The following is a 22,914-nucleotide window of genomic DNA, read 5'->3' as shown; positions in this document are numbered from 1 at the left end:
ATAGCAAATGCTGGCGTTCTGAAGCGGTCAGGAATTGGCCTCTGATCATCCCGCAATCAGAATCCATCAGAACCTATTCCGCAAGCCTTCCCAGCTATTTGCCGGGATTCTACGGAGTCGGGGTATAAAACAAATATTTAGCGCAGCGTTTTCGGCCTCCACCCCCACACCATCGCGCACCACCGGTGGCCTACGCTCTCCACCTTCACACCACGAGTGAGGCCCGCCCCTATCCATCTTCTCCCCCACTTTGGACCACCCCCACTTTCCAAATCGATTTGGTGCGTGTTATCCCGGGGATCATGACGACGATTTCCAAAGTTGCAGAACTGGCAGGGGTGTCGCGGACGACCGTTTCGCACGTGATCAACCATGCCGAACGCGTGTCGCCCCAGCTCCGGGCCAAGGTGTCGGCGGCGATTGCCGAGCTTGGCTATCTGCCCAACTCGCAGGCGCGCAGCCTTCGCACCGGCCGCACCAACGTCATCGCGGTGCTGATCCCCGACGTGCTGAACCCGTTCTACACCGAGCTGGTCAAGGCCATTCAGGGCGCGCTGGAGGAGCTGGGCCTCGACACGCTGATCTTCAACACCGACGTGCCCGGCGGGCGCTCGCAGATCCACGGCGACGAATACCTGCGCCAGATCAGCCAGCGCGGCGTCGACGGCCTGATCGTCGGCGATTTCGCGCTGCACGGCATGCTCGACCGGCTACGCGAGCTGACCACGCCCACCGTGTTCATCGGCTCCCTGCCCGAGCCGATCGTCGACGTGGTGGAGCTCGACGACTACAACGGCGCCGCCCAGATGGCCGAGCACCTGTTGTCGCGCGGCCACCGGCGCATCGCCGTGGTCAGCGGCCCGGCCAGCTTCCGCGAGGCCGACCGGCGCACGCGCGGCTTTGCCGACGCCCTGGCCAAGGCCGGCCATCCGCTCGACCGCAGTCTCCTGCGCGAGGGAACCTATCTTCAGCCGTCGGGGCGCGCCGCGGTGGCATGGCTGTGCGAGGAACACGGCCACGACATGCCGAGCGCGGTTTTTTTTGCCAATTCCCTGATGGCCATCGGCGCGCTGACCGAGTGCTACGACCGCAAGATCCGCATTCCCGAGGACATCGCGGTCGCCACCTTCGATCAGATCGCCCAACTGGAGGACGTCCGGCCGCGTTTGACGACGGTCGGCAACAGCCCGGCGGAGCTGGGGCGGCGCGCCGTCTCCATGCTGAACGAACGCCTTGCCGGGCTCGACGAACCACCACGCAAGTTCACAGTACCCTGTTTTCTGCAAGCATTTGATACTGCCTAGGTTTTCCTAGGGAGAAGGCGCGTGGGGCTGGTAACTGGGAGGAAAAAGTGACCAGAAGCACAAGCAACTCGGAAAACACGTTCCGCATTTCGCGCCGCCGCATCCTGCAGGCCGGCGCGGGTCTCGGCGCCCTGGCGATGCCCTTCGTCAACACGCGCTATTCCTTCGCGGCGGGCGCGCCGCTGAAGTTCTGGCAGTTCTACGCGCCGGGCGGCGACGTGCCGGCGCAGTCCAAGTGGTTCGAGGACGCCGTCGCCGGCTGGAATGCCAGCCACGACCAGAAGATCGAACTCGAATACGTGCCGAACAGCGACTACATGAACGGCACCAAGCTCTCCACCGCCTTCGCCTCGGGAACCGGGCCGGACATCTTCATCGTCAGCCCCGGCGACTTCCTGCGCTACTACAACGGCGGCGTGCTGCAAGACCTGACGCCCTACATTGATGCCCAGGCGCAGGCCGACTTCCCCGAAAGCGTTATCGCCAACCGCAAGGTCGACGACAAGATCTTCGGCATTCCCATGGAAGTCGAGCCGATGGCCATGTTCTACTCGGTCAAGGCCTTCGAGGAAGCCGGCCTCAACGAGAACGACGTGCCCACCACCTGGGACGAGCTGCTTGAAGTGGCCGGCAAGCTGACCACCGACAAGCGCTACGGCGTGCTGTTCGACACCAACCCCGGCTACTACCAGAACTTCACCTGGTATCCCTTCCTGTGGCAGGGCGGCGGCGAGTTCCAGGGCGCCGACGGCAAGTCGGCCTTCAACTCGCCGGCCACCGTGCAGGCGCTGAAGTTCTGGCAGGACGCGATCAAGACCGGCGTCGCCCCGCGCCAGGTGCTGGGCGGCGGCGGCTTCGCGGCGGCGGCCAACCTCGGCTCGGGCTTCGCCGCCATCCAGAACGTCGGCATCTGGGCCATCGCCGAACTGAACGCCAACGCGTCGAAAGTGCCCTACGGCATCTTCAAACTGCCGATCCCCAAGGGCGGCAAATACGTGACGGTGGGCGGCGGCTGGGCTTTCGTCGCCAACGCCCACGGCGCCAACCCCGATGCCGCCGGCCAGTTCTGCGCCTGGGTGCTCGCCTCCATGGACAAGGGCTCGGTCGATCGCGTGGTCAACTGGTGCACGGTCGCCAAGTCCGACATGCCGCCGCGCCAGTCGGCGCTTCAGGCGGGCGGCGACGACTTCCTGTCCGGCAACATGGGCAAGTTCTCCAAGGAGGTCTACCCCGGCACCCGCGCAGAGCCGCGCGTGCCGCCGGAGGTCTACAAGATCATCTCCGACGCCATCCAGGAGACCATGCTCGGCGGGCAGGATCCGGCCGCCGTCGCCGAGGCCGCCTCGCAGCAGCTGGACGCCTTCTTCGCGGGCTACTCCGGGGCGCGGATCCTCTGAGATGGCGGGCACAGCCTCAAATCAGGTGCCGGCGGGTCTTCCCGCCGCCACCGGCCTGACCTCGCGCCAGCGCGAGGCCATCGCCGGCTATGTCTTCGTGCTGCCCGATGCCCTGGGCCTCCTTGTCTTCATCGGCATTCCGATGGTGCTGGCGCTGGCCCTGGCCTTCTTCGACGTCGACGGCTTCGGCGGCTACCGCTTCGTCGGCCTCAAGAACTACCAGCGCCTGGCGCTCGACCCGCTGTTCTGGAAAAGCTTCTGGGTCACCGCCACCTACGTGGTCTGGCTGGTGCCGGCGCTCTACGTCTCCGGGCTCGGCCTGGCGCTGCTGGTCAAGCGCACCAACGCCTTCAACGGCGCGATGCGCTCGCTGTTCTTCATGCCGCAGATGGTCAGCCTCGTCGTGGTGGCGCTGGTCTGGCAGGTGCTGGCCGTCGACAAGATCGGCATGATCCCCCGCCTCGTGTCGACGATGGGCCTCGGCAGCGTGTCCTTCCTCGGCAGCCCGGAGCTGGCGCTGTTCGCGGTGATCTTCGTCAGCGTCTGGTTCCTGATGGGCTTCTACATGCTCATCTTCCTGGGCGGCCTGCAGGACATCCCCAACGAATATTACGAGGCCGCCCGCATCGACGGCGCCGGCCCGCTGACGTCCTTCTGGTACATCACGCTGCCGCTGCTGAGGCCCACCAGCTTCTTCGTGCTGATCGTGTCGATGGTCGCCGCCGTCGCCGGCGCCCAGACCTTCGATCTCGTCTACGTCATGACGCGCGGCGGCCCGGCCAACTCCACCATGATGACCATCTACTACATCTACCAGCAGGCCTTTCAGTACAACGCCTTCGGCTACGCCGGAGCGCTGGCCTCCATCGTGGTCCTGGCCCTGATGGCGATCACCATCCTGCTGTTCGTTCTCACCCGGGGCGGGAGGTTCAACTATGAATAGGCCCGGCCTCGCCTTCACCCTGTCGCAGGTCCGCATCGTCCGCGGCGTGCAGATGCTGGTCACGCTGATCCTGGCGCTGATGACCGTCTTCCCGCTGTTCTGGATGATCTCCACCGCCTTCAAGGAGCCGGCGGACGTCTTCTCCATGACCCTCGTGCCGGAAGCGCCGACGCTGCAAAACTTCGTCTACGTGTTCACCGAGGTCAACTTCCTGCGCTACCTGTTCAACACGCTGGTCGTCTCCGCCTCGGTCACGCTGATCGCGCTGCTGTTCCACTCCATGTCGGGCTACGCGCTGGCGCGGCTGCGCTTTCCGGGGCGCGAGGTCATCTTCCTGACCATGTTCTCCACCTTCCTGGTGTCGCTGCCGGTCATCATCGTGCCGCTGTTCATCCTGGTGCGCACGCTCGGCATGCTGAACTCCTATGCCGGGCTGATCGTGCCGGCCATCTTCAACGCCTTCGGCATCTTCCTGCTGCGGCAATACTACCTGTCGATCCCGCGCGAGCTGGAGGAGGCGGCGGTGATCGACGGCGCCGGCTACTGGCGCATCTACTGGAGCCTGATCCTGCCGCTCAGCCGGCCGCTGCTGTCCTCGCTGGCCATCCTGTTCTTCCTCACCAACTGGAACGCCTTCCTGTGGCCGCTGACCATCACCAGCGACCAGAACCTGTGGATGGTCCAGGTCGGCATCGCCGCCTTCAAGGGGCAGTACAGCGCATCGTGGAACTACATCATGGCCGCCTCCACCATCGTGGCGGCGCCCACCCTGATCCTGTTCCTGATCTTCCAGCGCCAAATCATGGATTCCATCAAGACGAGCGGCCTCAAGTAGTCCGCCAAGGAGAAGCCTCGAATGTCCAATCTCGGCCTGTCACCGTTGCGGGGCCTTGCCAAGCTGCGCAAGGCGAAAACCCGGCGGTTTTCCAGCTACGACCGCACCGGCGGCAACGACGACCGCCTCCACATCGCCACCGGCGAGACGGTGACCATCGCCGAGGCCGACGGCGCCGGCATCGTCACCCACATCTGGGTGACCATCGCCTGCGTGAGCCCGCACCACCTGCGCAAGATCATCCTGCGCGCCTACTGGGACGGCGAGAGCGAGCCGAGCATCGAGGCGCCCATCGGCGACTTCTTCGGCATGGGCCACGCCAAGGCGAAGAACTTCTGGAGCCTGCCGCTGCAGATGAGCCCGCAGGACGGCAAGGGCTTCAACTGCTACTTCCCCATGCCCTTCGCCAGCCACATGAAGTTCACCGTCACCAGCGAGGCCGAGGACGAGGTCCAGTTCTACTACTACGTCGACCTCGAGCTGCACGACCGGCTGGAGGACGACATGGGCCGCTTCCACGCCCAGTTCCGCCTGATGCGCCCCGAGGCGGCCGACGAGGCCGGCATGTCCAACGAGGCGTTCCAGCTCGGCGGCGCCAACACCGATCCGGCGCAGAACTACGTCATCCTCGACGCCGCCGGGCACGGCCATTACGTCGGCTGCACCTACAACGTCTATTCGCTGCGCCGCCACGCCGGCTGGGACTGGTACGGCGAGGGCGACGACATGATCTTCGTCGACGGCGAGCCGGGCCTGTCGGTGCCCGACGCCGGCCGCCGGCGCCAGATCGCCGACGAGCCGGACCTGCCCGAGCTGCTGCCGCACCCCGAAACCAGCCCCGGCGCCAACGACGCCTGGCCGCCCACCCTGCACGGCACCGGCACGGAGGACTATTTCAACACCTCCTGGTGCCCGACCCAGGAGTACAGCGCGCCCTATCACGGCATCATCGCCGGCGGCGGCCCCAACTGGACCGATCCGGTGTCGGTCTACCGCTTCCACGTCGAGGACCCCGTGGTGTTCCAGCGGCAGATCCGGGTGACCATCGAGCACGGCCACGCCAACCGGCGCGGCGATTCCATCTCCTCGGTCGCCTACTGGTACCAGGCCGAACCGCACAAGCCCTTCGACGCCTTCCCCGCCCGCGAGGACCGGCTGCCCGACTTTCGCCCCCTCTTCGAGAGGCGCGGCCCCAAGGAGTAGGACCTGAACCATGGCGTCGATCGGTTTGGACAACATCGTCAAGGCATATGGCAGCCTGGAAGTGATCCACGGCGTGTCGGTGGACATCGAGGACGGCGACTTCGTCGTCCTCGTCGGGCCGTCCGGCTGCGGCAAGTCGACGCTGCTCAGGATGATCGCCGGCCTGGAAGACATCACCGCCGGCACGCTCAGCATCGGCGGCATGGTCGTCAACAACCTGCCGCCCAAGAAGCGGAACATCGCCATGGTGTTCCAGAACTACGCGCTCTACCCGCACATGACGGTCGGCCAGAACATGGGCTTCTCGCTGAAGCTCGGCGGCGTGCCCAAGGCCGAGATCGGCCGCAAGGTGGAGGCGGCCGCCGCCGTGCTGGGCCTCTCCGCCCTGCTCGACCGCTTCCCCGGCCAGCTCTCCGGCGGCCAGCGCCAGCGCGTCGCCATGGGCCGGGCCATCGTGCGCGACCCGCAGGTGTTCCTGTTCGACGAGCCGCTCTCCAACCTCGACGCCAAGCTGCGCGTCGTCATGCGCGCCGAGATCAAGTCGCTGCAGGCGAGCCTCGGCACTACCACCGTCTACGTCACCCACGACCAGGTCGAGGCGATGACCATGGCCGACAAGATCGTGGTGATGAACGAGGGCCGCGTCGAACAGATCGGCAGCCCGCTGACGCTGTTCAACGAACCCGACAACGTCTTCGTGGCAAGCTTCATCGGCTCGCCGGTGATGAACTTCATCCCCGGCCGGCTGACGGCGACGGGCCCCGGCCCGGCCTTCGTCGCCGGCGCCCTCACCCTGCCGCTGCCGCAACTGCCGTTCGGCGTGCCGGCCGACACCGACGTCATCCTCGGCATCCGCCCGCAATACTGGCGCCGCGACCCAGAGGGCTTCCCCGCCGAGGTGGAGGTCATCGAACCCACCGGCTCGGAAACCCAACTCGAAGTCTCCCTGCACGGCCACCGCCTCACCGTCGTCCTCCACGAACAACTCGACATCCGCCGCGGCGACAAGGTCACGCTCCTGCCCGAGGCCGACAAGATGCTGTTCTTCGACGCCGAGTCCGAGAAGCGCCTGGGGTAGGCCCAAGTATCTGTTTTATATCACATTCCTGTCATCCCCGCGAAGGCGCTATGGCATGCACACATTTGCGATGTGCCTATCCTTGGTGAGGAGAAAACCGCGAGGGCGAAGGCTTGATATCTGGTCCGCCTTTCCCGCGTCGCTATCGTTGCGCAATGCGTGCACGGGCGCTCTATATCAGCGTTGCACTCCGTTCTGCCTGAGGTCCTCGCCTTCGCAAGGAAGACGATCTATATATATGTTTTTATTATATAATTCTGTCATCCCCGCGAAGGCGGGGACCTCAGGCAGAAAAGGGCAAGGGAGACCTATAGGACCCCCCTGTTTCACGGAGCCCGATATCAACCGCCCACCCCACCTTCCTGAGGTCCTCCTTGAATTCACTCGTGAATTCAAGCGGCCTTCGCGGGGATGACAGTTAATTGATATGAAACAAATAATTAGCCCATCGCTTACGGCCTACACACCCGCAACAACGCGCCCCTATCACGCTCCCCTTCCCTCGGGCGCCCGATATCACTCCCCCCCATCCTGCCCGAATTCAAGTCGCTTTCGCAGCGGAGGACAGCCATATGGATGTGGCCACCGAAGCGGCCATCTTTGCAGAAGACTTTCTCAGAGATAAGCCTGTAAACATATGATAATCATCGATCTTCATTAAAGCTTGTGGCGGCCATGAAATCGGCCAGAAAGCAGGACGGATGACGATCCCCGACGATGGCGTCGCAGAACGCTTTGGGCGTGGACGATTGGGCTTCCGCGGTCCCGGAAATGGAACCGGAGCACAGTCATTGGCAGAGAGCATCATGCGCTTGTTGAAGTTTGGGTTGGTTGCCGTCGCCGTTGTCGTCGCCGGTCTCTGGTTGACCGAGGCTTATGCTGCCGAAGAGGGCCATTTCAAAACACCGGAAGAGGCCATTACCGCCTTCATGGAGGCGGTGAAGAAACAGGATTTCGAGGCCATTCTGGCAACGACCGCCGTCGATCGCATGAGCGAGGGCTACGACTTCGTGGCGCAAGCCGGGCAGCTCAAGGTGATCATGCCCTCTTTCGCGATGCCGGCCAGCGATCCCTTTTTCATCTCGGTCAACAAAGCATTCTACGCGGGTCTGATTGCAAAAGATGTCCAGTTTCTCACTTACAGTCTGATGCTGGCGAACAATCCAGTGATCATAGACGCGCTTCTGGACGGCCAAACTTACGCCAGTCCAAACTATCCGACAGCTGCGAGGGATATGTTCGACGCTGTACAGGCAGAGCGCCTGTCAGAACTTTCAATTTCGAAAATCGGCACCCCGTTGCCAGAAAAAGTGAACAGCGAACGGCAACAGCGCCTTTTTTCCAAACACGCCAAGTTTTTTCAGGGTGACGCCGAAACCGAACGTGTTGCCCTTCTTTCGTTCGACGGACGCGATTTTCTGATCGGCTTCAGTCTGATCCGCTTCGGCGACGACTGGCTTGTCGAGGGGACGAGGCCGTGGATAGCTGAGACCAGTCGTATGGGGGGCGCCAAGCGGACCACGCCGGATGAATTCGAGGCGCTGATCCGGTAGGCATTCCATCCGGCGAATGCTCCGGATCGCCAGGGGAACCCGATACGACCCTCATCACCTTCTCGTCCCGAGGTCCCCGCCTGCGCGGGGATGACAGCTTGATAGGGAGGGGAGACCGTATAACTAGTTGTTCTATATATCATTCTCCTGTCATCCCCGCGCAGGCGGGGACCTCAGGCAGAAAAGGGCAAGGGAGACCTATAGGGCACCGCTGTTTCACGGAGCCCGATATCAACCGCCCACCCCACCTTCCTGAGGTCCCCGCCTGCGCGGGGATGACAGTTAATTGATATGAAACAAATAATTAGCGCATCGCTTACGGCCTACACACCCTCACCGACGCGCCCCTATCAAGCTCCCCTTCCCTCGGGCGCCCGATATCAACCGCCCACCCCACCTTCCTGAGGTCCCCGCCTTCGCGGGGATGACGGCTTGATAGGGAGGGGAGACCGTATAACTAGTTGTTCTATATATCATTCTCCTGTCATCCCCGCGCAGGCGGGGACCTCAGGCAGAATGGGGCGAGCGGCTGATATAGCGCTCCCCTCACAACCAACAGCTTGAAGCGCCGACCCGGATCTCCCAGATCGGCGCTCCTATGCTTGCTCGTAGGGCTCGCAGAGCCTGGAGCGAAATTCGCTGGGGTGCGGCATCCCTGGGCATCCGCTTGGCCCGAAAAGTCTGCAACTTTTCGGGCGGATGCCCTTGGCGACGGCTTCGAGAACCGGAGCGCAGCGGACATCAAGTCCGTGAGCACCGGAAGCGCAGAAGACTAAGCCATATGCCCGCCCCAGCGGATTTCGACCAGGCTCTAGAAGAAGCCCAGCTTCTTGGGGTTGTAACTCACCAGCAGGTTCTTGGTCTGCTGGTAGTGGTCGAGCATCATCGAGTGGGTTTCGCGGCCGATGCCGGACTGCTTGTAGCCGCCGAAGGCCGCGTGGGCCGGGTAGGCGTGGTAGCAGTTGGTCCAGACGCGGCCGGCCTGGATGTTGCGGCCGAAGCGATAGAGGCGGTTGGCGTCGCGGCTCCATACGCCGGCGCCGAGGCCGTAGAGCGTGTCGTTGGCGATCTCCAGCGCCTCGTCCTCGTCCTTGAAGGTGGTGACGGAGACCACCGGGCCGAAGATCTCTTCCTGGAACACGCGCATCTTGTTGTTGCCCTGGAAGACGGTCGGCGTCACGTAGTAGCCGCCTTCGAGGTCGCCGCCGAGGTGGGCGCGCGAGCCGCCGGTCAGCACCTTGGCGCCCTCCTCGCGGCCGATGTCGAAGTAGCCGAGGATCTTGTTGAGCTGCTCCTCGGAGGCCTGGGCGCCGATCATCGTGTCCGGATCGAGCGGGTTGCCCTGCTTGATGGCGTGGACGCGGGTCAGCGCCCGCTCGATGAACTTGTCGTAGATGCTTTCCTGGATCAGGGCGCGGCTCGGGCAGGTGCAGACCTCGCCCTGGTTGAGGGCGAACATCACGAAGCCCTCGATGGCCTTGTCGAAGAAGTCGTCATCCTCGGCCAGCACGTCGGAGAAGAAGATGTTGGGCGACTTGCCGCCCAGTTCCAGCGTCACCGGAATGAGGTTCTGCCCGGCATACTGCATGATCAGCTTGCCGGTGGAGGTCTCGCCGGTGAAGGCGATCTTGGCGACGCGCTTGGAGGACGCCAGCGGCTTGCCCGCCTCGAGGCCGAAGCCGTTGACGACGTTGAGCACGCCCGGCGGCAACAGGTCGCCGATGATCTCCATCAGCACCAGGATCGAGGCCGGCGTCTGCTCGGCCGGCTTCAGCACCACGCAGTTGCCGGCGGCCAGTGCCGGCGCCAGCTTCCAGGCGGCCATCAGGATGGGGAAGTTCCAGGGGATGATCTGGCCGACGACGCCCAGCGGCTCGTGGAAGTGATAGGCGATGGTGTCGTGGTCGATCTCGGACAGCGTGCCCTCCTGGGCGCGCAGGCAGCCGGCGAAGTAGCGGAAATGGTCGATGGCGAGCGGAATGTCGGCCGCCGTCGTCTCGCGGATCGGCTTGCCGTTGTCCCAGGTCTCGGCCAGCGCCAGGCGACCGAGGTTCTCCTCCATGCGGTCGGCGATGCGGTTGAGGATGTAGGCGCGCTGGGCGACGTTGGTCTTGCCCCAGGCCTCGCGGGCGGCGTGGGCGGCATCCAGCGCCAGCTCGATGTCGGCGGCTTCCGACCGCGCCACTTCGCAGAGCTTCTGGCCGGTGATCGGCGACAGGTTGTCGAAGGTGCGCCCGCTCAGCGCATCCTTGAACTCGCCGCCGATGTAGTTGCCATACTTGGTGCGGAACGGCAGATCGGCGGCCTTGACGGTGCTCTGATACGTCATCTTGTCCTCCCAGACAGGTCGCGCGTTCATCGCGCTGTCAGGAGAGTTGCGTACGTGAAATCCAATATCCAGCCGGCTCGCTACCGCCGCGGGCTGCCAGTGTCGCAGTTCTGCGACAGTCGAATGGGGGGAGTGACAGTCCGAGGCGCGACGGCGGCCTGCGCTTGAAATTCGCTGGGGTGCGGCATCCCTGGGCATCCGCTTAGCCCGAAAAGTCTGCAACTTTTCGGGCGGATGCCCTTGGCGACGCGTTCGAGAACCGGAGCGGAGCGAACTTAAGGTTCGTGAGCACCGGAAGCGCAGAATGCTAAGCTAGATGCCCGCCCCAGTAGAATTTCTAGTGCAGGCCGAGCTTGTTGAGTTTGCGGTGCAACGTCGCGCGGCTGATGCCGAGCAGTTCGGCGGCGTGCGACACGTTTCCGCGCGCCCTCGCCAGGGCGCGCTGAACCACCGCCCGTTCGCCGGCGGCCAGGTCGTCGGCCTCGCGCTCGCGGGCGATCAGGTCGCCGATCGGGGTGCGGCCGTCGAGGTCCGCCGCGCTCAGCCCCAACAGTTGGCGGGCGGCGCGGGTGGCGCCGACGATCAGTTCGTGTCCGTCGACGGCCAGAAGGGTGTCGGCCCGCCCCTCGGGCGACGGCGCCAGAATGATGCGACGGCCGGGGAAGGCGCGGCGGAACAGATCGCACTCGATGCGCCGCGCCGCGTCGACCACCGACTGGGCGATCAGCGTCAGGAAGCCTTCGGTCAGGTCGGCCCGGCAGGAGGAGACGTCGATCACCGCCGCCAGTTGCCCGTCGGCGTCATGGATCGGCGAGGAGGTGCAGCTCAGAAGCGCGTTGCGGCTGAAGAAGTGCTGGTCGCGGTGGATGGTCACCGGCCGCTGCTCGGCGATGGCGGTGCCGATGCCGTTGGTGCCCTGGCTACCCTCGCTCCATGGCGTGCCGATCCACAGGCCCCACTCGCTGAAGGTGGCGTCGTCGCCGGCCGCGCCACGCCGTTCCAGCGGCACGCCGTTGCGGTCGGCCAACAGCACGCAGCAGCCGACGCCGCCGACGGCGGCATGCAGGCGGTCCATGGCGCTTTCCGCGCAGGCGATCAGCGGCTCCAGCGGCTGCCGGGCCAGTGTGATCTCGTGGTCGGTCAACCGCCAGACGGGCGGGCTGGGCGACGCCGGATCGAGCTTGTGCAGCTCCTGCGACCGGTGCCACGACGCGGCGATCACCGATCGCGCCGCCCCATCTGCGGCCAGCGTATCCCTGATGTGCCGTGCGTGAAGTTCATCTGACCTGTCCACGCTTTTCCTCCTCGAGAAGCGTTGGCCACGACGTCCTGAACGTCCTCCTGCCCTCCACCGTCCTCCGCGTGGGCCGCCTCAAGCATCATCCGACCGGAGTGGAACGCGGATCGAAGATGATGCGGAGCACGCCCGCGACGCCGATCCTCCTCACCGGATCGAGCCGCGCCCTACGGGAAACTCCCAATAGGGGACCCTTCATAATCTTGTTTTCCGAGGTAGACAATTCGCCCAAAAGACTCGGCGCGGCGACCGGCCCGACGGCAGGTTGCAGCGAGAGTGTCCGACGATATCGGGGATCCAGACGCGTTGGCCGCCGGTACAACCCGCACCACCCTCTCGTCCCGAGGTCCTCGCTTTCGCGCAACCTATGTATTTGTTTTCAATCATATAAAGCCGTCATCCTGCGCGAAGACGCATGACCCCAGGCAGAACAGAGCGAGCGGCCCATATAGCGCTCCCCCTACTCAATGCCGCCCGATACGACCCGCACCACCTTCTCGTCCTGAGGTCCTCGCCTTCGCAAGGATGACTGCGTGATATGAAGGGCGCAGCGATCCGCCGCTCGCAAGCTCCTCGCTGGCTCCACGGCAACCACGAACAACGCCGCCATGAGGGCACGCAAGCGCTATCCGATTGTTTCCTATATATAAATCTGTCATCCTTGCGAAAGCCGCTTGAATTCGCGCGCGAATTCAAGGTGTACCTCAGGCAGAATGGAGCGATCGGCTGATATAGCTCTCCCCATATTCAATGCCGCCCGATACGACCCGCACCACCTTCTCGTCCCGAGGTCCTCGCCTTCGCAAGGATGACTGCGTGATATGAAGGGGGCAGCGATCCGCCGCTCGCAAGCTCCTCGCTGGCTCCACGGCAACCACGAACAACGCCGCCATGAGGGCACGCAATCGCTATCCGGTTGTTTCCTATATATAAATCTGTCATCCTTGCGAAAGCGAGGACCTCNGCGGCCCATATAGCGCTCCCCCTACTCAATGCCGCCCGATACGACCCGCACCACCTTCTCGTCCCGAGGTCCTCGCCTTCGCAAGGATGACTGCGTGATATGAAGGGCGCAGCGATCCGCCGCTCGCGAAACTCCTCGCTGGCTTCCCGCGCCAGCACGGGAACAACGAGCGGCGATCTATAGGGGCACGCAAGCGCTATCCAATTGTTTTCTATATATAAATCTGTCATCCTGCGCGAAGGCCGCTTGAATTCGCGCGCGAATTCAAGGTGTACCTCAGCCAGAACAGGGCGAACCGCCGATATAGCGCTCCCCCTACTCAATGCCGCCCGATACGACCCGCACCACCTTCTCGTCTTGAGGTCCTCGCCTTCGCAAGGATGACTGCGTGATATGAAGGGGGCAGCGATCCGCCGCTCGCAAGCTCCTCGCTGGCTCCACGGCAACCACGAACAACGCCGCCATGAGGGCACGCAATCGCTATCCGGTTGTTTCCTATATATAAATCTGTCATCCTTGCGAAAGCGAGGACCTCAGCCAGAACAGAGCGAGCGGCCAATATAGCTCTCCCCATATTCAATGCCGCCCGATACGACCCGCACCACCTTCTCGTCCCGAGGTCCTGCGCCTTCGCGCAGGATGACAACCTATGTATCTGTTTTAATTAATATAATTCTGTCATCCTGCGCGAAGGCGCAGGACCTCAGGCAGAATGGAGCGAGCCGCCCATATAGCGCTCCCCCTCACCGGCTGAACAGCAACCGCCCCACGACCCTGACCCGCAGCCTGCTCACCCCGTCCGCCCTTCCACGTGGCGCTTGAAGCTGTCGAGGATCGACTGCCAGCCGGCGCGCTGGAAGTCCTCGGGATAGGTCGTCTCTGGATCGAAGCTGACGCTGACGCGGACGCCCTCGGGCCACTGCCGGAACAGCACCTCGGCCGTGCGGTCGCCGAACGCATACTCGATGCGCTGCTCGGGCACGATCTTCGTGTAGGTGCCGGCGAAGTCGAAGCCTTCGCTGCCGTCCTTCGCCTCCATGCGCGAGGAGAACGCCCCGCCCTCGCGGAGGTCGACGCTGGCCGTGGTGGTGTGCCAGTCGTCGGAGGCGGCGTTCCACGCCTTGATGTCCTCCGGGCTCACATAGGCCCGCCACACCTCGGCGATCGGCGCGGCAACGGTGGTCTCGACAGTGATGCGCATGGTTTCCCTCCTCAGTTGATAATCGATGGCAACACAAAGCCGCGGCGATTTCCGTCAGGATCGGCGTGGGTGGAGATGGGAAGGCGCTTGATATTCGCCGTTCGCCCTTTTCTGCCCGAGGTCCTCTGCCTTCGCAGAGGATGACAGAATTATATAATTGAAACAAATATCTAGCTGTCTTCCTGCGCGCAGAACGCTTGAATTCGCGCGCGAATTCAAGGAGGACCTCAGGACGAGAACTCTCCCCGGCCGATATCACGCTCCATTCAAAACTCCCCACCCCATCACCTCCCCACGAAGGTCCCGCGCCATGCACCTCCCGCCAGCCTGATCTCATCATTGACGATCGGCGCCGACAGCGTGGAGGGCAGCGCCATTCTCGTCACCAGCGGGACGTTCTCGGTGGCCTTGGTGTTGTCCAGGGTCACCGTCGTGGTGTTTCCGGAGCGGCAGAAGGCGGCGTCCCCGGTCAGCCACGGCTCGCCGGCCTTGCTGGCCGAATAGACGAGCCCGTTGGCGCCGTCGGCGATGACGATCTTCAGCGGCTTGCCATCGTCCATGGTCGTCTCCTGCCAGTTCGTCTTGATCCCCTCGGCCTTCAGCTCGGTGACGGATGTCAGGCAGGTGGCGTGGGCGAGCGTGGGCCCGCCGAGCATGACGAGGCAAACGAGCAGTCTGAGGTTTGTCGGGCTCATGATCTCCTCCTGGGTGAACCAGAGTTAGAACCCGTCCGGCGAACCAGTGTTCCCCGGCGCGGCTCCAGGAGACGCACGTCTTGCCGCTGCGAGAGGGCCGAAACGCCCCACGCATCCCTTGTCCTTGCTCTCCGCCTACCCCTCTAGCGCCGCCTCGTATCGGGCAAATGACGCCTCCACCAACGCCTTGGCCTCGCCGATCATCTGCTTGCCCTCGAAGGAGCCGTAGAGATCGGAGAAGGCCAGCGGGTCGACATGCGCCCTCAGCCGGGCCAGCGACTTGCGCCCCAGCGGAATGGCGTTGGGGTAGCTCCACATGAAGCTGGCGATGCGCCTGTCCATGCCGATCTGGATGGCGTCGCCGGGGAAGAGGCTGCCGCCGGGGCGCGGCCCGGTCTTCCACAAAAGCCCGCTGCTGCCCTCGAAATGGCCGGGCAGATGCACCAGATCGATGGCGTCGGTGAGTTTGAAGCGGTCACCGCTCCAGAAGCGCAGGAAGGGGCTGTCGAACGCCACCCACTCCTCGTCCGCCTCGTGCAGGTAGATCGGCACGCCGCCCAAGGCGGCGCTCCACTCCAGCATGGCCGAATAGAAATGCGGATGCGAGATGGCGATGGCCTGCACACGCCCCCCGTCCCTGGCCATGCCGGCTATCCGCTCCACGGCGGCGTCGGTGACGGCGGAGAGGCACTCCCACATCACCATGCCGCCCGCCTGGGGGATCAGGAAGGCGCGCTGGCCGATGCCGAAGCGCGGCGCCAGTTGCAGCGTCATCACCCCGGCGCAGTCCTCGAAGTGGACCTCGTGCTGGGCGGCCACCTCGGCCGAGGTGGTCCAGCGCTGCCCGTCCCAGCCGACATATTGCCGCGCGTCGCAGCAAACGGGGCAATCCTCCATCCGCTCGACCTCGGGATATTGCGTGCCGCAGGTGACGCAGACGGGAACTTGTGACAGCTTCGGCGCGTTGACTTGGATCATTGCCTTGCCTCCGGCGTCCGGGTTATCTTGATGTCAAGATAACAGGAGATGTCTTGATGTCAAGACAAACGGACGAGGCGCAGGACGGCGTCGACATGAGGCGCGCGCAATGGTCGGCCGAGCTGCCCGACCTCGACACGCGCGGCATGGCCATTCTCGGCCGCATGCGCTTGATCACCCTCAGTCTACGCCCTCCCATCGAGGCGATCTTCCGGAAATACGGCCTCGACAGCGGCGAGTTCGACGTCATCGCCACGCTGCGCCGCTCCGGCCCGCCCTATTGCCTGCGCCCCACCGAGCTCTACCGCTGGCTGATGATCTCCTCCGGCGGCCTCACCGCCCGCCTCGCCAAGCTGGAAAAGGCCGGCCTCGTCACCCGCCGCCCCGACCCGGACGACAACCGGAGCATGCTGGCCCAACTGACGCCCCAAGGCGCCGACCTCGTCGAACGCGCCTTCCGCGAAGACATGGCCTTCGAAGGCACCATCCTCGACGCCCTGACGGCCGACGAACAAGCCATGCTCGAAGCGCTGCTGCGCAAACTGGCCCTCGCCGCCCTCAACCCGGATGCGGGGACGCAGAGCTGACGGCCAGCCGTCCGCCAAGCGGTCAGAACCGCCCTATAGTCGCTCCTCGCCCTTTCCTGCCCGAGGTCCACCTTGAATTCGCGCGCGAATTCAAGGGGCCTTCGCGCAGATGACGATCTATGTATATGTTTTCATTTATATAAAGCCGTCATCCTGCGCGCAGGCGCAGGACCTCAGGACGAGAAAGCACCTCGGCCGATATCGGTCTCCCACCCCCCGTTCGCATCGAACCTGCACCAAGCATGCCGTCAAGGCGCGCTTGACGAGCTTGGCCCGACGACTTATCTTTTCTGCAGGCAGGCTGACTTCAATGTCGCTGCCCGTCAACCAAGGCCGCAAGGCGTTGGTCTTGTACACCACGGTAATGGACATCCATCAAGGCCCGGCGAAAGCTGGGCCTTATGCTTTTGGTATGCGCACCTTCTGATACAGGCACATCCGCGCGTAGTAGCTCAGGTTTCGGTAGGACTGCGACTTCTCCTTGATCACCTTGGGGTGACACGAGAGGACTTCCATCCGGACGGTGCAACCGTCGTCGTGGGGTACGAGGCAGTAGACCACCGCCCATATGCGGCCGTCGGCGGTTTCGACGAAGACGAGATTGTCTATGCCGCCAAAGCTTTTCGAAATGTGCGTCAGGTCGTTGCAGGCAATGCGCCGTCCGATCGCCGCGCCGAGAGTCTTGGACATCTCGTAGCGGTCCGCATCGAACGTCCGCTTGGTTCCGTTGTGATCGACGATATCGTGCGGTTGACCGTGCTTTGTCCGTTCGGTGTAGACGTGGTCCGAGAACACGACCACCACGCCCAAATCGGTCCCCTTCACAACTCCCTTGCCGGGAATCGTGGCGAAAAGCGCGTCCAGGTGTTCCAGATCGTAGACGACGCCGTCTACGACGATGGGGGAATGCTTGGCGGGATACACACACGAGGGCTATAGCTGCAACCGTGTCGTGTGCCAACCGCCATCATGGGCCAACCGGGTGAAACTGCGCGCCCACCGTATCGCGCGCCCTCTTCCCCCTCTCACCTACCCATCCCGGCGATCGCCCCCATATGTCCTGATGCCCCCCTTTTCCAGGACACGAGGCCCCGCCATGACCAAGCGTGCCGGCATCGAGGAAATCAGGAGTTTCTATGCGCGGCTGATGGCCGCCGCCAGCCGGTGGTCCGATCCCCGGCTGGAACGGGCCTTCGAGGCCATCCCGCGCGAGGCGTTCTGCCCGCCGGGGCCGTGGCGCATCGTCTTCCACGGCCGCCCGGTCGACACGCCCAGCGCCGACCCCGCCTATCTCTACCAGAGATGTGCTGGTGGCGCTCGACGCTGCCAAGGGCATCAACAACGGCGAGCCGTCCCTGCACGCCGCCTGGATGGGCGCCGTCGCCCCCGAAGCCGGCGAGGCGGTGACCCACGTCGGGGCGGGCACCGGCTATTACACCGCCATCCTGCAGATGCTGGTGCTGCCGTCCGGCACCGTCACCGCCTTCGAGATCGACGAACGCCTCGCCGACCTCGCCCGCCGGAACCTCGCGCCCATGGAGGGCGTGACGGTGGTGAACGGCAACGCCACCGCCCAGCCGCTGCCGAAATCCGACGTGATCTACGTGAACGCCGGCGTCGCCGCCCCGCCCGTCGACTGGCTCGACGCCCTCAATCCGGGCGGCCGGCTGATCCTCCCCTGGCGGCCGAGCGAGGACATCGCGCAGACGGTGCTGATCAAGGCGGAGGCCGGCGGCTTCACCGTCACCCCTTTGATGCGCGCCTGGTTCATCCCTTGCGTCGGCGCCTCCGGCGAGGTGAAGCCTCTGAAGCTGCCGGACAGCCCCGCCGCCGTCCGCGCCCTCCGCTCCATCTGGCGCACCACCGACCGCACCCCCGACGACACCGCCCTCGCCGTCTACCGCGATGTGTGGTTCTCATCGGAGAAGCTGGAGGGGGGCGGGTAAGGGGGAGCTCTATATGAACCCCTCGCTCTTTCCGGCATGAGGTCCTCGCCTGCGCAAGGATGACAATTTATATAGAGGGAACAGTGGGATAAGCCGCCCTCAAAGCCCCGCTGCGTCATCACCGCCACGACGCGGAAACACAACGCCCACAAGTGCAAGCAATCTCTATCCGCTTGTTACATATATATAAATTGTCATCCTTGCGAAGGCCTCTTGAATTCGCGAGCGAATTCAAGGTGTACCTCAGGCAGAATGGAACGAGCGGCCGGTATAGCGCTCCCCAACCAACGCCGCCGATATCAACCGCGTGCGCCACCTTCCCGAGGTCCTGCGCCTAAAGCGCAGGATGACGGCGTGATAGAAAGTGCCGCAGCGCTAACCAACTGTTCCATCTATATAAAGCCGTCATCCTGCGCTTCAGGCGCAGGACCTCAGGCAGAACGAAGCTCAACGCCGATATAGCGCTCCCCAACCAACGCCGCCCGATATCAACCGCGCGCCCTACCTTCCTGAGATCCTGCGCCTGAAGCGCAGGATGACGGCGTGATAGAAAGAGTCGCAACACTAACCAACTGTTCCCTCTATATAAATTGTCATCCTGCGCGAAGGCGCAGGACCTCAGGCAGAACGAAGCGCAACGCCGATATAGCGCTCCCCCTCCCCTAATCCTCATACCTTCCCATACCCTCGCGGTCCCGCTCGTAGCTGTGCTTCAGCGAGAATTGCGGCAGCCAGCTTTCGTGGCGGATGGACCACAGCTCGTAGGTGGGCGTCAGCTGGTTGGGGCCGTCGAGGGCGCCGAGGCTCACTTCCACCTCGTCGCCGCTCACCCCGAATACCGACGAGCCGCAGCGCGGGCAGAAGTGACGGCCCTTGTAGTCGGAGGTCTCGCCCTTCACCTCCACCGCCTCCTCGGGAAAGATCGCCGAGGCGTGGAACAGCGCGCCGCTGTGCTTGCGGCAGTCGGTGCAGTGGCAGAGGCCGACCCGGTAGGGCCGCCCCGTTGCCTTGAGACGCACGGCGCCGCACAGGCACCCGCCTTCGAACTCGTCCATGTCGGCCTCCTCCAGCCTGGAGGTTGCATTAACCTGGATCGCCGTTCAACGGTTCCCGCCGACGAGGCGCCATGTCACTGCAAGGTCGCCGAACCGATGGACGGTCGGCGCGGCGGCACCAGCCGCACCACCGGCCTGTCGTCCGGCTCGGCGCTGCGCGTCCGCACCAGCTGGCGGATCTCGGCGAGGCCGAGCAGGTAGGAGACCACCGACTCCGCGCCGCAGTTCTCGTTGGCCCGGTCGGGATGCAGGCCGTCGCGGCAGCGCCCGGTCTTGACGTCGACCAGGGGGATCGACAGGTCGTTGGCGCCCATGAACCAGCCGAAGGCCCGCTCGGCCTCGATCTTCCACTTGATGTTCTTGGTGGCGGTCCAGGCGGCGACGCAGGCCGAAATCGTCGCGGCGGCTTCCAGCGGCTGCTGGTCGAACGGCTCCGGCGGCTGGCGCAAGGCGCCGAAGGAGTGCGAGCCGACCGGGCGGAACACGCCGGAGGGCGCCGTCTGCATGCCGATCAGCCAGCTGAGCGTGCCGAGGCCGGTGCGGACCAGGGAGCCATGCCGGGTGGCGAGCCCCGTGGCGATCAGCGCCTGCGGCAGCCGCGCGTTGTCATAGGCGAGCCCCTCCTCGAACCAGGTCCAGTCGGCCGTGTCCAGGGCGCCGATCAGGGCCATCAGCCGGTCGCAGAGAAGCGATTGAAGCCGCAGCGCCGCCTCGTCGTCCGGGTGGGCGGCGCGGTACGGCACCAGGCCCAGCAAGGTCGAGGCGAAGGCGCGCGGCGACCGGAAGCTCTCCACCGCCGGCAGGGCCTTGGCGAACAGCGCCGCCGCCCAGCGCCGCCGCGCCGGGTCGGCGGCGTTGCGGGCGCAGTCGCCGAGCGCCCACAGCGTGCGCCCGTGGCTGTCCTCGGAGCCGACCTCCTCCAGCCAGCGCCGGTCGAAGCTCATGAAGTTGCGGAAGCGGCCGTTGTCGGGGTTGAAGGCGTGCTGAACGAAGGCGGCATAGCGGCCGGCCACCTGATCGGGCAGACCGCTGTCGCCGGTGTGCTCCAGGGTCGTCGCCAGCAGCAGGCCGCGCGCGTTGTCGTCGACGCAATAGCCGTGGCCCCGGTCGGGAACGGCATGCACGGCGTGCTGGATGAGGCCGGTGTCGTCGGACATCGCCATCAGGTGGTCGAGCCGGATCTCGGGCGTGCGGGTGGCGGCGCGGGTGGCCGCCATCGGCCCCTCGGCCGTCCGTTCCGAGCGCTCGGCGAGCACGCTCTCGAAGGTCTTGAGATAGCGCCCGGCGGTCTGCTCCCAGGTCATGGAGCGGCTCAGCCGGTAGGCCTCGCGCGACATCTCCTGCCGCCGCGCGTCGTCGGTCAGCAGGCCGGAGACGGCCTCGCCGATGGCGTCGCGATCGTTGAAGGGCACCAGGATGCCCGCGCCGTCGGCCAGCAGTTCGGCGGCGTGCCAATAGGGCGTCGACACCACCGCCCGGCCCAGCCCGAAGCTGTAGGCCAGCGTGCCCGACGTCATCTGCGCCTCGTTGAGATAGGGCGTGACGTAGACGTCGCACATCGAGATGCAGCGCAGCAGGGTCGCCTGATCGACGAACTGGTTGAGAAACACCACGCTGTCGGTGATGCCGAGCGCGTCGACCCGCGCCTTCAGCCCGTCGCGATAGGCTTCGCCGTCGTTGCGGACCAGGTTGGGGTGGGTGGCGCCCAGCACCACGTAGACGGCCGTCGGCGACGCCTTCAGGATGGCCGGCATGGCGTCGATCATCACCTCGATGCCCTTGTTGGGCGACAGGAGGCCGAAGGTGAGGATGACCTTGCGGTTGTCGTAGCCCTCGGCCAGCTTGGTGAGGTCTGACGTCTCGAAGGGCACGTCCGGAATGCCGTGGGCGATCACCTGGATCTTGTCGGCCGGGGCGTCGTAGACCTCCCGGAGGAGCTGGCGGCCCTTTTCGGCCATCACCACCACCCGCGCCGATAGCCGGACGATCTCGTCCATCACCCGCCGCTGCTCGGCCGACGGCGCGGCCAGCACGGTGTGCAGCGTGGTCACCACCGGCACCGTCAGGCGCGACAACAGCGGGAGGATATAATCGCCGGCCTCGCCGCCGAAGATGCCGAACTCGTGCTGGAGCGAGACGACGTCCACCTGGTTGCTGTTCAGGATCTCGGCGGCGGCGAGATAGTCCTCCGGCCGCCCCTCGTCGATCTCGACGCGGACGCTGTCGGGATAGGCGTAGATGTGCCCCGGGTCGTTCATGGCGACGATCGAGGTTCCAAGCCGCGGGCGCACCGAAGCCACCGCCTGCTGCAGTTCGGTGGTGAAGGTGGCGATGCCGCAGCGGCGGGGCAGCGAGTTGCCGATGAAGGCGACCCTTTTCACTCGTATCATGGCGTCCGATCTTTCCTGGAGGGGCCTCAGGCCGTTATCGCGGGGTCCGTCATCGCGGTCGTGCGTCCTCGGCGATCATCGCGTCGAGTTCGCTCTGGCTGATCCGGACGACCGAGCTGGCAAGGTCCGAAACCGACAGCGCCGGCAGGTTGAGGCGGATGCCGGTGCGCCGTGTCGCCAGGAAGGAAAGCCCGCGGATTTCCTCCATGTCGTAGACGAGGCGATAGGTGCCCGCCGCCTGCGGCGTTTCGAAGTCCTTCAGCACGAAGGGGTGATGAAAGGTGACGGTGGATTCGATTTCGCTGTCAGGCATCATGCGCACTCACGCTTTCGCCTTCGGCATCCGCGCGAGCGAAACGCCGTTGGTCATCAGGGACGAGGCGCTGGCGGAAACGGCCGGCGTCTTCTTGTTGCCTTTCGGCTTTCGGGCTTCCTTGTTGCCGCGCTTCTGTTCCTTGGCCATGGTCGGGTCCTTTCCCTGTTGGTCCACCGGCGGCCGGGACCGGCAAGGGCCGAGCCCCGCGTCGCGACCGTCGTCTGGCTGGCAACCGCACCGGTTCGGGCGTGTGTTGCATGTCGGGCCGGCAAGCCTTGCCACCGGAGCGCGTGCCGCGAACTCCGGCCGTTCGCACATCTGCTGAACGCGCCAGTCGAAATCGTGGAGCGCACTTTGGCGAACCATCGTATTTCGGCTCGGCATCCTGCGAATACAACGTGCCCAAACCAGGATTTCGTGCCTGCGGACACATTGTTCGACAGAGTCGACCTTAATTGAGTAGTTAAGAATGATTTTCGATCATTCAATGGCAGACGTTGAATTTTTCAATCAATAGTATATACGGTAGAGGATAAATTGGTCCCCGCCGCGTGATCATTCAAAGTTATGCTTGAAATCGAGCCGTCGCGCATATCCCGCCCGGCTGAGCCGCCCTGCCCGAAGGACTTGCAATGACGTCGCGCTATTTTCTCTATGTCTGTCTGGTCGTGGCCGCCAGCGTGGCCGTCGCCTATGGCTACCGGCTGTACAAGGACGAGCAGTGCTGCGGCGGCGCGCTCGCACCGGTGGCCGACGGCGCCGAACAGGGCGTAAAGCTGGCGCAGGATCGGGCCATGGACCCCCTGCCCTCCGGGCGCCCGGACCTCGCCGCCGACTGATGCC

20 protein-coding genes are annotated in these 22,914 nt (G+C 64.6%); 10 read left to right on the top strand and 10 right to left on the bottom strand.

The window, feature by feature from the left end:
* Positions 1-302: 302 nt before the first annotated feature.
* The 7 genes from QQZ18_RS06395 to QQZ18_RS06365 all read left to right on the top strand — a co-directional run bounded on the left by QQZ18_RS06395 (position 303) and on the right by QQZ18_RS06365 (position 8,313).
* Positions 303-1,304: a LacI family DNA-binding transcriptional regulator gene (locus QQZ18_RS06395; RefSeq protein WP_284539237.1), complete on the top strand. Its 1,002-nt coding sequence runs from the start codon at positions 303-305 to the stop codon at positions 1,302-1,304.
* Between the two features lie 47 nt (positions 1,305-1,351).
* Positions 1,352-2,701 (top strand): ABC transporter substrate-binding protein, encoded by a 1,350-nt coding sequence (locus QQZ18_RS06390; RefSeq protein WP_284539235.1) that lies wholly within the window; start codon positions 1,352-1,354, stop codon positions 2,699-2,701.
* A 1-nt stretch (position 2,702) separates the two neighbouring features.
* Positions 2,703-3,644, top strand: a complete 942-nt coding sequence (locus QQZ18_RS06385; protein WP_284539233.1) for a carbohydrate ABC transporter permease — start codon at positions 2,703-2,705, stop codon at positions 3,642-3,644.
* Positions 3,637-4,479 (top strand): carbohydrate ABC transporter permease, encoded by an 843-nt coding sequence (locus tag QQZ18_RS06380; RefSeq protein WP_284539231.1) that lies wholly within the window; start codon positions 3,637-3,639, stop codon positions 4,477-4,479. The genes QQZ18_RS06385 and QQZ18_RS06380 overlap by 8 nt, the downstream gene beginning before the upstream one ends.
* A 21-nt stretch (positions 4,480-4,500) precedes the next feature.
* Positions 4,501-5,682, top strand: coding sequence for a glycoside hydrolase family 172 protein (locus QQZ18_RS06375; protein ID WP_284539229.1), 1,182 nt, complete (start codon positions 4,501-4,503; stop codon positions 5,680-5,682).
* 10 nt (positions 5,683-5,692) lie between these two features.
* Positions 5,693-6,760: an ABC transporter ATP-binding protein gene (locus tag QQZ18_RS06370; protein ID WP_284539227.1), complete on the top strand. Its 1,068-nt coding sequence runs from the start codon at positions 5,693-5,695 to the stop codon at positions 6,758-6,760.
* A gap of 701 nt (positions 6,761-7,461) precedes the next feature.
* Positions 7,462-8,313 carry a hypothetical protein gene (locus tag QQZ18_RS06365; RefSeq protein ID WP_284539225.1) on the top strand — a complete coding sequence of 284 codons (852 nt, stop codon included), beginning with the start codon at positions 7,462-7,464 and terminating at the stop codon, positions 8,311-8,313.
* Positions 8,314-9,124: 811 nt separating this feature from the next.
* Here the strand turns inward: QQZ18_RS06365 and adh are convergent.
* From adh to QQZ18_RS06340, 5 genes are all read right to left on the bottom strand, one after another.
* Positions 9,125-10,642, bottom strand: a complete 1,518-nt coding sequence (gene adh, locus QQZ18_RS06360) for an aldehyde dehydrogenase (RefSeq protein WP_284539223.1) — start codon at positions 10,640-10,642, stop codon at positions 9,125-9,127.
* Between the two features lie 337 nt (positions 10,643-10,979).
* The gene (locus tag QQZ18_RS06355; protein ID WP_284539221.1) at positions 10,980-11,936 is read right to left on the bottom strand and encodes a GAF domain-containing protein; all 957 of its coding nucleotides are present in this window, start codon (positions 11,934-11,936) and stop codon (positions 10,980-10,982) included.
* A gap of 1,757 nt (positions 11,937-13,693) precedes the next feature.
* A complete protein-coding gene (locus tag QQZ18_RS06350) occupies positions 13,694-14,104 on the bottom strand; it encodes an SRPBCC family protein (RefSeq protein ID WP_284539219.1) in 411 nt (136 codons plus the stop codon).
* Positions 14,105-14,388: 284 nt separating this feature from the next.
* Positions 14,389-14,799 (bottom strand): hypothetical protein, encoded by a 411-nt coding sequence (locus QQZ18_RS06345; RefSeq protein ID WP_284539217.1) that lies wholly within the window; start codon positions 14,797-14,799, stop codon positions 14,389-14,391.
* Positions 14,800-14,934: 135 nt separating this feature from the next.
* Positions 14,935-15,777 carry an MBL fold metallo-hydrolase gene (locus QQZ18_RS06340; protein ID WP_284539215.1) on the bottom strand — a complete coding sequence of 281 codons (843 nt, stop codon included), beginning with the start codon at positions 15,775-15,777 and terminating at the stop codon, positions 14,935-14,937.
* A gap of 56 nt (positions 15,778-15,833) precedes the next feature.
* Here QQZ18_RS06340 and QQZ18_RS06335 point away from each other — a divergent pair, with 56 nt between their 5' ends.
* The gene (locus QQZ18_RS06335) at positions 15,834-16,364 is read left to right on the top strand and encodes a MarR family winged helix-turn-helix transcriptional regulator (RefSeq protein ID WP_284539213.1); all 531 of its coding nucleotides are present in this window, start codon (positions 15,834-15,836) and stop codon (positions 16,362-16,364) included.
* A gap of 399 nt (positions 16,365-16,763) precedes the next feature.
* Here the strand turns inward: QQZ18_RS06335 and QQZ18_RS06330 are convergent, their stop codons facing one another.
* Positions 16,764-17,288: a hypothetical protein gene (locus QQZ18_RS06330; RefSeq protein ID WP_284539211.1), complete on the bottom strand. Its 525-nt coding sequence runs from the start codon at positions 17,286-17,288 to the stop codon at positions 16,764-16,766.
* 386 nt (positions 17,289-17,674) lie between these two features.
* Here QQZ18_RS06330 and QQZ18_RS06325 point away from each other — a divergent pair, with 386 nt between their 5' ends.
* The gene (locus QQZ18_RS06325; RefSeq protein ID WP_342398912.1) at positions 17,675-18,310 is read left to right on the top strand and encodes a protein-L-isoaspartate O-methyltransferase family protein; all 636 of its coding nucleotides are present in this window, start codon (positions 17,675-17,677) and stop codon (positions 18,308-18,310) included.
* A gap of 662 nt (positions 18,311-18,972) precedes the next feature.
* Here the strand turns inward: QQZ18_RS06325 and QQZ18_RS06320 are convergent.
* From QQZ18_RS06320 to QQZ18_RS06305, 4 genes are all read right to left on the bottom strand, one after another.
* Positions 18,973-19,365, bottom strand: coding sequence for a GFA family protein (locus QQZ18_RS06320; RefSeq protein WP_284539209.1), 393 nt, complete (start codon positions 19,363-19,365; stop codon positions 18,973-18,975).
* A 74-nt stretch (positions 19,366-19,439) separates the two neighbouring features.
* The gene (locus tag QQZ18_RS06315) at positions 19,440-21,755 is read right to left on the bottom strand and encodes a glycosyltransferase family 4 protein (protein ID WP_284539207.1); all 2,316 of its coding nucleotides are present in this window, start codon (positions 21,753-21,755) and stop codon (positions 19,440-19,442) included.
* A gap of 49 nt (positions 21,756-21,804) precedes the next feature.
* Positions 21,805-22,071 (bottom strand): hypothetical protein, encoded by a 267-nt coding sequence (locus QQZ18_RS06310; protein WP_284539205.1) that lies wholly within the window; start codon positions 22,069-22,071, stop codon positions 21,805-21,807.
* Between the two features lie 6 nt (positions 22,072-22,077).
* Positions 22,078-22,218, bottom strand: a complete 141-nt coding sequence (locus QQZ18_RS06305; protein ID WP_284539204.1) for a hypothetical protein — start codon at positions 22,216-22,218, stop codon at positions 22,078-22,080.
* A 485-nt stretch (positions 22,219-22,703) separates the two neighbouring features.
* Between QQZ18_RS06305 and QQZ18_RS06300 the strand changes: the two genes are divergently transcribed.
* Positions 22,704-22,910 (top strand): hypothetical protein, encoded by a 207-nt coding sequence (locus QQZ18_RS06300; protein WP_284539203.1) that lies wholly within the window; start codon positions 22,704-22,706, stop codon positions 22,908-22,910.
* The last annotated feature ends 4 nt before the right edge of the window (positions 22,911-22,914 follow it).

The sequence above is a fragment of the Pleomorphomonas sp. T1.2MG-36 genome, assembly GCF_950100655.1.
In the GTDB taxonomy this organism is placed as follows: domain Bacteria; phylum Pseudomonadota; class Alphaproteobacteria; order Rhizobiales; family Pleomorphomonadaceae; genus Pleomorphomonas.
The sequence above is the reverse complement of the archived record's forward strand: the minus strand, read 5'-3'. Positions and strand labels throughout refer to the sequence as shown.